The sequence below is a fragment of the Streptomyces atratus genome (genome assembly GCF_040655115.1).
Classification (GTDB): domain Bacteria; phylum Actinomycetota; class Actinomycetes; order Streptomycetales; family Streptomycetaceae; genus Streptomyces; species Streptomyces atratus_D.
Window position 1 is genome coordinate 61,488 of record NZ_JBFAJH010000039.1, and the last position, 12,356, is coordinate 73,843.

The 12,356-nt window shown below is 66.3% G+C and carries 10 protein-coding genes and 4 pseudogenes; 9 read left to right on the top strand and 5 right to left on the bottom strand.

Going from position 1 to position 12,356, the window contains the following annotated elements; all coding sequences use genetic code 11:
• The first annotated feature begins 74 nt into the window (after window positions 1-74).
• On the top strand, window positions 75-1,127 hold the full coding sequence (locus AB0I23_RS30580) for an AraC family transcriptional regulator (RefSeq protein ID WP_359114125.1): 1,053 nt from the start codon (window positions 75-77) through the stop codon (window positions 1,125-1,127).
• Between the two features lie 66 nt (window positions 1,128-1,193).
• On the opposite strand, the pseudogene AB0I23_RS30585 reads toward AB0I23_RS30580, so the two are convergent.
• Window positions 1,194-1,520: pseudogene (locus AB0I23_RS30585) on the bottom strand (transposase); the annotation flags it as partial.
• Window positions 1,521-1,525: 5 nt separating this feature from the next.
• Here AB0I23_RS30585 and AB0I23_RS30590 point away from each other — a divergent pair.
• A pseudogene (locus tag AB0I23_RS30590) lies at window positions 1,526-2,058 on the top strand (SDR family NAD(P)-dependent oxidoreductase); the annotation flags it as partial.
• 252 nt (window positions 2,059-2,310) lie between these two features.
• On the opposite strand, the pseudogene AB0I23_RS30595 reads toward AB0I23_RS30590, so the two are convergent.
• Window positions 2,311-3,329, bottom strand: a pseudogene (locus AB0I23_RS30595) (CocE/NonD family hydrolase).
• Between AB0I23_RS30595 and AB0I23_RS30600 the strand changes: the two are divergent.
• Complete coding sequence (locus AB0I23_RS30600; RefSeq protein WP_359114127.1) at window positions 3,264-3,431, top strand: hypothetical protein; 168 nt, start codon at window positions 3,264-3,266, stop codon at window positions 3,429-3,431. The pseudogene AB0I23_RS30595 and the gene AB0I23_RS30600 overlap by 66 nt on opposite strands.
• Before the next feature lie 41 nt (window positions 3,432-3,472).
• Here the strand turns inward: AB0I23_RS30600 and AB0I23_RS30605 are convergent, their stop codons facing one another.
• Window positions 3,473-3,583, bottom strand: coding sequence for a hypothetical protein (locus tag AB0I23_RS30605; RefSeq protein WP_359114140.1), 111 nt, complete (start codon window positions 3,581-3,583; stop codon window positions 3,473-3,475).
• Window positions 3,584-3,798: 215 nt separating this feature from the next.
• On the opposite strand from AB0I23_RS30605, the gene AB0I23_RS30610 reads away from it, so the two are divergent.
• Both AB0I23_RS30610 and AB0I23_RS30615 read left to right on the top strand, forming a co-directional pair.
• Window positions 3,799-4,977 (top strand): ISAs1 family transposase, encoded by a 1,179-nt coding sequence (locus AB0I23_RS30610; protein WP_359114129.1) that lies wholly within the window; start codon window positions 3,799-3,801, stop codon window positions 4,975-4,977.
• Window positions 4,978-5,386: 409 nt separating this feature from the next.
• Entirely contained in the window at window positions 5,387-6,838 is a 1,452-nt protein-coding gene (locus tag AB0I23_RS30615; protein ID WP_359114131.1) for an MFS transporter, read from the top strand.
• A 260-nt stretch (window positions 6,839-7,098) separates the two neighbouring features.
• On the opposite strand, the pseudogene AB0I23_RS30620 reads toward AB0I23_RS30615, so the two are convergent.
• Window positions 7,099-8,285 (bottom strand): annotated as a pseudogene (locus tag AB0I23_RS30620) (dihydrofolate reductase family protein).
• Between the two features lie 29 nt (window positions 8,286-8,314).
• On the bottom strand, window positions 8,315-9,742 hold the full coding sequence (locus tag AB0I23_RS30625; RefSeq protein ID WP_359114133.1) for a helix-turn-helix domain-containing protein: 1,428 nt from the start codon (window positions 9,740-9,742) through the stop codon (window positions 8,315-8,317).
• Window positions 9,743-10,061: 319 nt separating this feature from the next.
• Here AB0I23_RS30625 and AB0I23_RS30630 point away from each other — a divergent pair, with 319 nt between their 5' ends.
• From AB0I23_RS30630 to AB0I23_RS30645, 4 genes are all read left to right on the top strand, one after another.
• The gene (locus AB0I23_RS30630) at window positions 10,062-10,646 is read left to right on the top strand and encodes a hypothetical protein (RefSeq protein ID WP_359114134.1); all 585 of its coding nucleotides are present in this window, start codon (window positions 10,062-10,064) and stop codon (window positions 10,644-10,646) included.
• A 131-nt stretch (window positions 10,647-10,777) separates the two neighbouring features.
• Window positions 10,778-11,032, top strand: coding sequence for a hypothetical protein (locus AB0I23_RS30635; protein WP_359114136.1), 255 nt, complete (start codon window positions 10,778-10,780; stop codon window positions 11,030-11,032).
• Window positions 11,029-11,634 carry a class I SAM-dependent methyltransferase gene (locus AB0I23_RS30640; protein WP_359114138.1) on the top strand — a complete coding sequence of 202 codons (606 nt, stop codon included), beginning with the start codon at window positions 11,029-11,031 and terminating at the stop codon, window positions 11,632-11,634. Before AB0I23_RS30635 ends, AB0I23_RS30640 begins: the two co-directional genes overlap by 4 nt.
• 197 nt (window positions 11,635-11,831) lie before the next feature.
• The coding region (locus AB0I23_RS30645; protein WP_359114141.1) for an HAD family hydrolase at window positions 11,832-12,356 on the top strand (525 nt) is incomplete at its 3' end.

Consider the following 12,356-nt stretch of genomic DNA (forward strand, 5'->3'; position numbering starts at 1 on the left):
TGGACGCGGCTTCCTCGGGTGGTTCCCGAACACGCTGGACCACCTCCCTACGTCGGCGGCGAAAGAGCGCAGCGATGAAGCTAAGCTCGTATCAGAACCTGCGGGTGCCGAACTTCAGTGTTCACGCACTGCGCGGACTGCTCGAGGCTGCGGATCTCGATTGGCGGACTGCGCTCGCGAATTCGGAAATTGATCTCGACGCGGTGAACCGCCCGGGAGGCACCATTCCTGCAAAGAAGGAGCTGGCCTTCCAGCTTCAGTTCGTCGCTCTCACAAGAGATCGCGCCGATCTTTGGGTGCGAGCCGCGCGAGCCTACACACTGGGCTCCTTTGGCGTTCGCGGATTGGCTCTCGCAACCGCGCCGACCATTGCGGCGTGGGTAAAAGCTGCCACCGCAAATGACTACGCTCCTGCCCTCCTCGAGACTAAGCCTCTCCGGACACCGGATGGCACGGTGACTGGGATCGAGTTCACCTATCCCGACGTCCCGGATGAGTTGATCCCGTTCAGCGTCTACCGCGAGCTCTGTGTCACCAGCCGAATTCTCGCGTGGTTGTACGGCGGTCCTTTCCCTTTCACCCAGGTCGAATTCCCTCTCGCAGAAGTCTCGTCCGAGGTTTGGACGTGCGTCTCCTGCAACGTCGACTGCGGCTCCGAAACGCTGCGGCTGTGGTGGGACCCCGAAATATCAACACGCGAGCTCCCTTTCGGTGACGCCTTCCAGCACGAAGCATGGATCAAAGCGGATACCCAAATTATCGACACCCTCAGGGTGACTGGCGACTGGCCCCACACTGTGGCCAAAGCCATAAGGGCCGCACCCAATTTCAACCGCACATTGGCAAATGTGTCCGCGACGCTGCGAGTCTCCCCACGCACCCTGCAACGCAAGCTTGAACTCACGGGCAACGACTTCGCCCGGGTGCGAGACGAGACTTTGAGTGACCTAGCCTGCGATCTGCTCTCGAATACAGAGCACTCTGTATCGGAAATATCCCGTAAGCTGGGATACACGGATCCGGCCAGCTTCACGATGGCCTTCAAGCGGTGGAGGGGAATGCCTCCGACGGCGTTCAGAGAGGCTTCTCGCTACGGAGACAAGGACGCTGGACATCGCCATGCCTAAAGGCTGTCCCACAATGATCAACTGACTCGACCCGGAAAGTATCGGGGACAGCCGCATCGGGCCGGTCTATCCGACGAGCGCGAGGTTGTACAGACGGGCTGTGCCAAGCATGGCGTGATGAACGCCGTCTCCCTTCAAGCGGCAGTCACGGAGGATCTTTCAGCTCTTGATACGGGCGAAGGTGTGCTCGACAGGGGCACGGACCTTGCGGTGTGAGCGGTTGTGCTCCTCTTTCCATGCCGACGGTTCGGCCTGTCCGGGTTCGCGGCGGTGCAGGCCAGTACCGCGGTAACCGCTTTCAGTGATCAACGTGGTGTTGCCAAAGACGGCCTTCGCTCCGGAACAACTTCCTCGCTCACAACGTCGCTGACGCCGCGTCCTGGACGTCGGTCGTCGAGGCCGGGACGGCGAAGTTCGGTCCGATCACCGTGCTGGTGAACAATGCCGGGTTCTCCGGGTCGAACGCGCGGACGGCCGACCTCGACGACAACAACTACCACCGCATCGTCGCCGTCGACCAAAGCGGTGTGTTCTTCGGCATGCGCGCGGTCCTGCCGGGGATGATCGAAGCCGGCAGAGGCTCCACCGTGAACATCTCCTCCGCCGCGGGCATGGCACATCTCCCGGGAACGCCGAACGTCGGCTACACGGGGGCCAAGTTCGCCGTACGCGGCATGACGAAGGCCACCGCCATCGAGTACGGGGCGAAGGGGGTCCGCGTCAACTCCGTCCACCCGGCGCGATCATGACGCCGATGGCCCAGAGGCTGAACGACAAGGCCGCGCTCGACGCTGTCGCCGAGACCGTCCCGCTGCGCCGGTTCGCTGACCCGCGCGAGGTCTCCTACGCCGTGCTCTTCCTCGCCTCTGATGAGTTGAGCTACATCACTGAAAGCGAGATCGTCGTCGATGGTGGTCGACTGGCCGAGTAGGCCCACGGCGCCCCGGTCCGCACAGGTTCTCGCACGTCAGTGCGGAGCGCGTGCCGGGGCACCACTGCTCAGTCGACGCGATTCCCAGCAGCTCCAGGAGGTGGGTGAGCCGCCAGGTGAGACGGGGGCGGGGCAGGCCGCCCGTGGAGTCGAGACGAGCGTGATCTCGTCCTGCCGAGCGCTCTCTCGATCGTGAGCGTGCTGCTGCGCTGCCCGGATCGATGCCGTGGTCGGGGATGGCCTCGCTTCTTGTCAGGCCGGAACCACGGGCAGGACGATGCGGGGCAGCCGGGCGGGGTCGTGGAAGACGTGCCGCTGGGCCACTCGGGCCGTGGTCGCGCTCTCCTCGGGTTCGCCCGTGTTGAGGTTGCGCTCCCAGCGCGGGAAGTTGCTGGAGGTGACCTGAACCCGTATCCGGTGTCCCGCCTGGAAGACAGTGCTGGTCGACCACGGGTCCACGACGTGCTCGGCCGCCTCGCCCGGTGTCGCGGCACGCACCCGCACGACGCCGTCGGTCACGTTGCGGGAGACACCGTCTCGTCGACGTCGCACAGGCGTACCACCCAGTCGGTCGAGGGCCCGTCCGTGGCCGCGAAGAGCACCGCCTTGACGCGGCCGGTCACCTCGACGTCCTCGGCAAGCGGCTCGGTGGTGAAGACCAGAACGTCCTCGCGCGCCTCCACCACCGACTGGTCGAGCGGCCCGGGACGGAAGTCGTCGGTAATCAGCAGCGCACCGCCGGTGGTGGGCACCGGATCCATCGGGTCGTAGGTGAACTCGTCGGCCTGCTCGGCGGTGGACGGCGGTTCCTGCGTCAGGCGTCCGTCGACGCGCAGGTGGAAGTCCGTGTCCACCGCCCGCGACAGAGGCCATTCCGTCTCCTCGCGCCACTGGTTGATGCCCATGACGAACAGCAGCACCCGGCCCGTGTCCGGTTCCAGGGCCTCACCGTCGCCGAGTGTGCTCTGGAACCAGTCGAGCTGCATGTCGGTCAGGCGGCCCCGCATGCCCATGAATTCGGAGTTCGGGCCGAACCCGAAGTTGACGTCACCGACCATGTGCCCCAGGTTGGTGTGGGTCCACGGGCCCATGACCAGCGTGGCGGACCGGCCGGCGCGACGCATGGCCGTGAAGTTGTCGAGTTTGCCCTGGCCGAAGGTGTCGTACCAGCCGCCGAGTTGGAAGGGGGGCAGTTCGACCTCGTCGTGCCGGCCCGCGACGCGGGTGGCCGCCGCCCAGTCGGGCTCCCGCCGGGAGCGCTCGTAGCCCAGCTCGGGAAGGTCGTGCCGGGCGAACGCGGGAAACCGCCCGGCGGGCAGCTCCGCGTAGCCGCCACCCGCGAGGCCGTCGAGATCCTGTACGAGCCCCGGTGAGGCTGCTCACGAGCGCGGCGGGTCGGTGCGGTGACGGCGCATCAGGGTGTCAGCGCCCTGCATGAGCGACCAGGGCGCGGTGATGCCGAGTGAGGCAGGTCCCGCCACGGGGCGCCGGTCCGCGTGCGGAACCGTATCCCGTCGATCAGCAGCCGCTTTGTGTGAGCCGACGGTCGACCCGGGCATCTTGCCCTTCAGCAGCAACGGCTCCGACACCCAGGGTGCGTGCGTTCTCACGCGGTGAGATGAGTAACTCGTACATGGGCGTGCCCTGATGGCCCGCTTGTCCAGGTCTGGACGCGACGAACGCGACCCTTGATGATCAAGGTTCTCTACGCCTTTGATCAAGAACAGGGGTCGCGTTCGCGTGCCATGCTCCCTGATCGACGTTCTCCAGCGCCACCGTGAGGACGTCGACCTGCTGCGCCTGCCTGCCGAGCTGCCCGGACTCGACGCACTGTCGAAGGTGTTGGACCGGCTTCCTGATCCACGCCGGGTGAGGGGCCGACGCTACCGGCTGGGCTCCCTGCTCGCTCTGTGCCTGATCGCGGTGGTCGGTGGCGCCACCACACTGGCTGGCATCGCCCGCTATGCCGTCGACGCCTCTCCCGAGGTGCGGGCGAAAATCGGTCTGCGCCGTGCACCACGCGCGACCACCCTGGGCCGCTTGCTGTCCCGTCTCGACGGTGACGCCTTCGATGACGCTGTGGGCGCCTGGCTGGCCCGGCACGCGAGTGATCCGGCCGACGAAGAAGCCCTGGAGCTGGCGGGTGTGGCCGTCGACGGCAAGGCCGTACGCGGCAGCCGTACCGGCGAGAACACAGCCGTCCACCTCCTGGCCGCTGTTCTGCACAAGGGACAGGCCGTGCTCTCCCAGCGGCAGATCGCCGTGAAGAGTAACGAAATCCCCGCCTTCGCCCCGCTGTTGGAACGTCTCGATCTGCGCGGCCGTGTGATCACTGCGGACGCGATGCACACTCAGACCGGCCATGCCGAGCACATCGCCGCCCGGGGCGGGCACTACATCCTGGTCGTCAAGGGCAACCAGAAGAACCTCCGCCGACAACTGCGGCATCTGCCCTGGCCCAAGGTTCCACTGCAGCACCGCACCCGAGAACAGGGCCACGGTCGACGCGAGATCCGACGGCTCAAGGTCTGCACCGTCCGCCCCGGGCTCCTCTTCCCGCACGCCGTGCAAGCCATCGAGGTCAAGCGCCGCCGCTCGAACCGCAAGACCGGCAAGACGACCATCAAGACGATCTACGCGGTTACCAGCCTCGCTCCCGAGCAGGCCGGCCCAGAGCGGCTCGCCGAACTGATCCGCGGACACTGGCGGGTGGAGGCCCTGCACCACGTCAGAGACGTGACCTTCACCGAGGACGCCTCCCGCGTCCGCACCGGCACTGCCCCCAGAGCGATGGCGACCATCCGCAACCTCGCCATCGGCCTCATCCGCCAAGCCGGCTGGACGAACATCGCCGCCGCGACCGACCACTACCGGTCACGAACCGACCACGCCCTCCAGCTACTCGATCTCGAAGCCTGAGAACGCACGCGCCCTGCTCCGACACCGCCCACTGGGCGCCCATCGGATCTCCCCGAGCCCATAGGAAGTGATCACCACACACCTTGATCCGCTTCTGAAACGGACTCGCGCCACCCACCGGCAAGAGGACGCACTTTGACGCACTTTCTTAATTAGTTGGCGTCCATCTCCATGCAGGCACGGCGCCGCACGTCCTTAACGTTGCCCCCCAACGGGAGTCACCAGAGAAGCCGAGGCACTGACAGCGGCAGTGATCCGATCCAGTGACGGAGGAGTGGAGCAGAAAACAACCACTCCTCCACGAGTGGCGCGTGACACCGTCCGAGCGCAGATCTCAGTGTTATCACGCGCCACTTGCAATCAAAAACGACCTCAGCGGCTGCCGGACCCAAAACAAAGGTGGACAAAAATGACACAATCTAGATCGGTCGACGCTCGTACAGGCCGAATCACATCGATAGTTGCACTACTTCTACTCAGCGGCATAACCCTCGACATCCAGTGGGGCTCCCTCTCTCCGCTGATCGGGACGATTGCGACAGAATCAGGGCTGTCGGGATCGGAGATTGGCTGGGTCCTTAACGCGATGATGGTCGGCAGTTCCATCTCCATCGGCCTCACCGCGCGCATGGGCGACATTTACGGACATCGCAAGGTCGTCATCGTACTCATCGTCCTGGCACTGATGGGATGCGCCATAGGCGCGACAGCCACTGGGTTTTGGCCTCTGGTGGCGGGTCGGTTCCTCTTGGGCGTTGCTGTCGCCCTCCCGCTGAGCTGGGGGCTCCTGCGCCCACGCGCTACAGCACGCCAGATCCGACTCGTCTCGCTGGCACTCTCGCTTTTGTTGTCGATCTTCACACCGCTCGCACTCGTTATCGGCGGCCTTATTGTTAAATTGGGACTGCCGTGGCAAAGCGTCTTCTGGGTGAGTTTCGCTCTGTACGCGGTGCTGCTGCTCCTAGCCCTCATCTCACCTGAGACACCCGTAGCCGCCCGTGCAGTCGTTCGCCTGGACTGGTTCGGTGCACTCGGACTCGGGGTATGGGTCATAGCACTGCTGATCGGAATCAGCGAAGGTCCCGGCCGGGGCTGGACCTCACCGATCGTGCTCGGCTCATTCGTCGTGAGCGCGGTGGTGTTGGCTGTGTGGATTACTCAGCAGCGACGTACGCAGGAGCCACTGGTGTCGTTCCGCAACATGGACCTCCGTCAGACCCTCGTTGGATTTTCCGGGATCGTCCTGATAAGTATCGTCGGCCAGGGCATGTTTATCGCGATGCCGGCACTGCTGCAAACCCCGACGTCCTCCGGGTTCGGCCACGGCCTGTCTGCCCTCGACTCTTCATACGTACTGCTCGCGATGATTCCCGGCGCCGCACTGGGATACGTTTGGACGCGATGGGGACTCAATCACTTGGGTCCGAAGATCGTCTTGGTCGTTTCTGGATCCATTGGGATCGTGGTCTTCCTCGGCCTCGCGTTCGCGCACGACGCGGTATGGATGGCCTATGTGTGGACGTTCCTCTATAGTCTTACGATCCTGAGCTGCTTGACCACCGCATACACACTCGTTGCGTCGGCCGGGCGTCAGGACAATATGGCGACGACGATTGGCATGCAAAACATCGTCCAGTTCGTCGGGTCGACGGTACCCGTCGCGATTGTGTTGAACGCGCTAGCGCCCGGCGCCGATGGATTCATTCCAGAGGCAACGTTTGTCAGGATCTTTGTCGCTCTCGCCCTCGTCGTCGCCGTGTTCGTCATCGGGTGGGCTCTCCTTGCACCGAAGCACATCACTGATCGACACGCAGTCGATACGGAGACCGATCCCACAAAGGTCAGTGTTGCTGCCGACTAGAAAATCCAAGAGCTGATCTCGCCAGTGCGGGAGGCGGAACGGAAATCCTCTACCTGCCGCAACCCGTGAACACTTCGCCTCACGACTACGCGGCAATCGCTGGCGTCCCTGTCGGTTGGCTCACCGCCGACGATCCATCAAGCGCGACGCCAAGCCCGCCAAGCGGTTCCTGGCCAAGCTGATGAGGAAGCAGTGCCGGGCGCCGCGGGTGCGGGTCACCGGGAGCTGATGTCCTCGGTGGAACACCGCTCCCACAGGGCTCAGAGCAGGTGCAGGTTGGGGGCCTGTGCGGCGTTCGCGTACTCAGGCAGTTCAACGACCGTTACGCCGACGTCTTCGAGGATCTCGGTGCCTTCGGCGCCGGCGACGAAGGTGTCAGGCTCGCTCCAGGCGGTGACGACGCGGCGGAGGCCGGTGTCCCGGATGAGCTGGGCGCAGGAGCGAGGGCGGGAGGCTCGCTTGGCACAGGGTTCCAGGGAGCTGTAGATCGTGGCGGTGGCGAGCCGGGCATCCTCGGCGGAGAGCTTGGCGAGGGCACCTTCCTCGGCGTGGTCATGGGGATCGCTCTCGCGGGAGTAGCCGCGGGCGAGCTCGGTCCCGTCGGCCGCGACGATGACCGCCCCCACGCTGAAAGCGGTCGTCGAAGGCGGGCAGAGGGCGGCTAGCTCGCAGGCGAGGGCGAGCCAGTCCCGGTCTGCGGTGTTGGGCTTGCGGCCGGCGCCTGGGGCACCGGCTGAAGGGTTTGTGCTCATCGGGGCTCCGTCGAGGTGTCCTTGGGGGCGTACCTCAGGAGTACCACGTCTCCGATCTGGCGGGCCTCCAGAAGTCGGAGGCGGGCTGCGGGGCCGCCGGGGTAGCCCGCTGGGCCGAGCATCCGTACCGCATCCGGCTGGCCGACCAGGAGCGGGGCGATGACGAGCTGGAGTTCGTCGGCAAGCTCTGCTTCAAGGAGTTGTGTGTGGATGGTGCCGCCGCCTTCGACCATGAGCCGCTTGACGGCGTATACGTAGCCGAGGATGTCGAGCGCGGCCGGCCACACGGCCTTGGCAGGGACGCCCTGAACGGTGGCCAGGTCACCGAGGTTGGCGCGAGCCTTCATGGTGGCCGCGTCGCCGACGGCCAGGACGAGCTTGTCCCCGCCGTGGTGCCAGAACCGCCAGCCGGGGTCGAGATCGCCCGTACCGGTGATGGTGACCTTCAGCGGGTACTCCGGCTGACCGGCGGCGACCCGGGACGCCCTGCGTTCTCCCGAGTTGACGAGGAGGCGGGGGTTGTCGGCGCGGAGTGTTCCGGCGCCGACGAGGATGGCGTCGACGCCGGCTCGTACGGAGTCGACGCGCTCGAAGTCCTCCTTGTTGGACAGCAGGAGTCGGTCCTCGCCCGGGCGAGTGTCGAGGTGGCCGTCGATCGATACAGCTGCGGACAGCAGGACGTACGGGCGAGACACGCTATCTCCAGAAGGTGTGCACAGGTGGGTCAGGCAGGATGCAGGACGATGCGGTCGAGCGAGGCTCGGAACTCGGCGACGCTGTCCTCGCTGGCTGCGGGGGCCAGTGCCTGGTCGAGCCGGTCAAGCTGACCGAAGATCCGTGCGGAACCGGTCTCGGCGGCGATCCCTACGGCCTGCCCACCGATTCGGGCAGCCAGGGTCATGTTGCCTGTGCCCGCATGGGCACGGGCAGCGCGAGCGAGGTAGACACCGCGGTCCCGGCGGTATGTGGGCGGAAGCACTGCGATGGCGCTGTCAAAGCCGGCTGCGGCCTGCTCATAGTCGCCGAGTGCAGCGAGGGAGCGGGCCCGGGCGGTGCTGATGTACGCCGCATCGAGCCAGGAACCCCAGACGCCATCGACGCCCGCGCGACCGAGAAGGGTGAGCGCGGTGTCGTAAGCCCTATGGGCTTCACCGCCTTCACCGAGTACGGCGTGTGCATGGGCCTCGTGCAGAACGGCGATGACTTCGAGACGGCTCCCGGGCCGGGCGGTGCGTCGGGCGGCGGCGGCGAGGCCGAGGGCGTCGGCAGGATGTCCGGTGTCGACCGCAAGCTGGGCTTTACGGCCGAGGATGTACGCAGTGAGATCAGTGTCGCCGGTGATGTGGGAAGCATCGAGTGCTTTCGCGGTATGACCGTGGGCGGTGCGTTCGTCGCCGATGTCCTGGGCGAACCAGCCTGCCAGCTCTTCGTATCGCGTCTCCAAGGCGAGGAGCTCGACGGCGTCGGTGCCACGGGCGGCTCGGCGTCTTGTGGCAAGGGCGACGAGGTGTTGTTGCAGCGCGGGCAGCACGTGCCGGGGACCGATGAGGTTGTCGGTCTGGATCATCACCCGGCGGAGCTGCGCGAAGTGCTCGAAGGGAGACCCCATCGCGGCGAGTTCGGTGGCAGCCGCCGCCGTCGCGGCCGGGATGGCTGTCGCAGCCAGGCCGGCGAGCCCGGAGGCAAGAACAACACGACGGGGCACGGGCACGAAGAGGATCCTTCCGTGGATTCGGGCGGGGACGACGACCGTGTCCGTGTCGTCTCCAAGAGAGCCTGCCTGCCCGAGCGTCCTCACGGCCAGGGTCCCCAGGTCGCTGGCCCCATGGCCCCATGCATTGGCCCCATGAGTCGCTGTCTCGGCTCTGGACACAAGGACAGAGTCGTCCTGGGGAGCCTCGCGCTCCGCCCCGTCCCAGCAACGAACCAATGCACCAGCGGCATCGAGGACCTCGTCGAGGACGATGGCCGCGTGCCGCGGGACGGGACGCTCAGCGCGCTCGAAGCGCCCGAGATGGGAGCGGTCGATCAATGCCTTGCGAGCGAGAGCCTGCTGCGACAGCCGACGAGCCTCGCGGAACTGGCGTAGCTCGTAACCCCAGCGGTGCCATGGGCCGGCATCCGGAGTCAGCTCGTTCGGCTGCTGCCCCACGCTTCCTCCTCCGCCGTGAACTTTCGTTCGCCCTGCGATTGATGCCAGCGGCACCGGCTGACTCTCGATGGGGCCTGAGGAGCCAGCGTGCGGGGCTCCATCCAGGGCCTCCCAACCGGGGTCCCGGACCGTTTTCATCGTTGGTACGAGCTGATCACACGGTATCCGAACGACCCGTGCGGCGGCCTTGATTCACGTCAGTGCTGACATAGCGGCCCGCCGGTTCGAACGCTTCACTGCGACCGTCGGGTGAGTCCTGCGAGGGCTGAGCCAGATCTGGGGGAAGGCGACCATGAAAAGAATCAGAAGCCTGGATAACGTGATCACCGTTTCCGGGCATCGGATCAGCCTGATTCAGGAATCCAGCGACTGGATGGACGCTGACAACGCTCGGATCCAGAGGTGGCACCGCGGACCCGCCCCGCTGGAGCGTCCGTCGCGCAGCGGCCAGCTCATCCGGCTCCGTCAGCAGTTCCGTCGCGAGGCAACCGAAAGGCGCAACCGCCACTCTGGAGACCGCCAACTTCGGGTGCTGGCTTACAGCTTGGTACTGGGCAGAGGCGCCAGCCCGGATGAGGACTGGAACACCCTCCAGACCGAGGCCGAGCAGCGCGGCTACGCAATAGGAGCAAGGCTCCACGACGTGGCAGTTCCCGTGACCACGACGTACTTCCCCGGCTCGGGCGCTGGCCGTGGCGTCTACATGCCCCCTTGGAAACGCCCTGGCTGGGGGGAGGTCGAGCGACTGATCCGGGGCGGCTTCGCGGACGGCGTGATCGTCCTCGACCGGCACAACATCAGCTCCGATGACGACGAGTACCACGCCGTGATCAAGGAGCTGGGCGAGAGGTACCAGGCGTTCGTTCACCTCGTGATCCCCGAGGAACCGTCTGCGCCGACTTGAAGGCGTCCGCTGCGGTGGATGGATGCGAAGGGCTGGGGCTGGAGACAAATCAGCGCTCAGGTTCTCCTCGTCGTCGCCGTGTTCGCCGTGCTCGCCATCGCCGACTACTCCGCCTGATCAGGGGGACGATCATGACGTTCGAGGGACACACCGACCGGGGGCCGCGCGTCCTGCCGCACCGCGAGCAGGGCGAGGCCCTGCTCGCCATCCAGGAGGCCGCCCCGGAACCGCCCAGCGAGGCCGGTATCGATCTCTTCGCCGTTCCCGCCGGCGAGGTGCGAGGTGGCGGCTTCGACCTCTCCCGCTTCCACCGCCTCTCCCGTCTGCCCGCCCCCGGGAACGCGGCGTCTCCGGGTTCCGCTGGTGACCCGCAGGACGCGGCATGACGACGGTCGTGGACCACCTCGGCGCGGCCCAGTGGGATACCTGGTACCGCGAGGGCCGCGCCATAGACCGTCTGTTGACCGACGCCGAGGTCGACCGCTTCCTCCAGCACGTCAACCCGTCCGCCGGGTCGTCCGTGCTCGATGTCGGTTGCGGCATCGGCGGCTTCAGCCGGCAGCTCTTCCGCTGGGGCTACGACGTGCTGGGCCTGGACTTCTCGCCGGCCGCGATCCAGACCGCGCGCAGGCAAGGCACCCAAGGCCGGCTGCGCTACGGCGTCCACAACTTCGACGCAGACGCGATCCCGGCCCAGCTGCAGCCCGGCTCGCTCGATCTCATCGTCTGCCGCAACGTCCTGCCGTTCATCGATCACCAGCGCTTCATGGTCGACGCACGCCGCTGGCTGCGGCCCGGTGGGCAGCTTTACGTCCTCGTCCGCGTCTGGCCCGAGCGCGGGGGCGAGCCGAATGAGAAGCCGTGGCAGCGCGGCTTCACAGACGAGCAGGTGCAGGACCTCCAGAACGGGTGGGCCGAGCAGGAACGCTGGTGGCTCGGCAGACACGCAGCCCTATTCCTGTCTGGCGCGCGTCATCGGGATTTGTGACCAAGCACCTGCACGGACACGTTCGCACGCCTGCCCACCACCTCCTTCCCTCCATCCGAGGAGACCTCACCGTGCCAACTCGCCCGATGCACCCGCCTTCGGCCCGCTCTGCACCGACGAAGCGACGCCCTTCCGGCACCCCGTCACATGCTCTCCTCCTCGACCTCGACGGCGTGCTGCTGGACACGCGGCCTGTTATGGAGATTGCGTGGCTTGAGGTCCAGAAGACGCATGGCCTCGACATGCCGTTCGCCTCGTACGAGCGCCACTTGGGGCGCGAATTCAGCGACATCATGCACCGTCTCGGAGTCGGAGACGCCGAACTCGTCCACGAGACATATGAGGCGGCGTCCAGAGCCGCGTCCCACCTCGCCCAGCAGTTCGCTGGCATCGCGGAGGTCCTCCACGCCCTCGTTGCCGCGGAGTGGCGGCTGGGAGTCGTGACGTCTAAACCTCTGGACCGTGCTGCACCGCTTCTCGCCCAACTCGGCTGCCCCTTCGCCACGGTTCGCACTCCGAGCAGCTTGGGTCGCGCGAAGCCGGCGCCAGACCCGATTCTGCTGGCCCTGATCGACCTGGGGGTCGACCCGTCAGCCTCGATTCGTCTGCGGCCTGACGGCCGTATCCGATCCGGCGGGTTGCCCTGGTTTGTCCTGTCGGTGTGGACGTGGGGCCTTCGCATGCGCTGCGGGGGCGTCGGGCTCCACGGGCCCGAGGGGTGG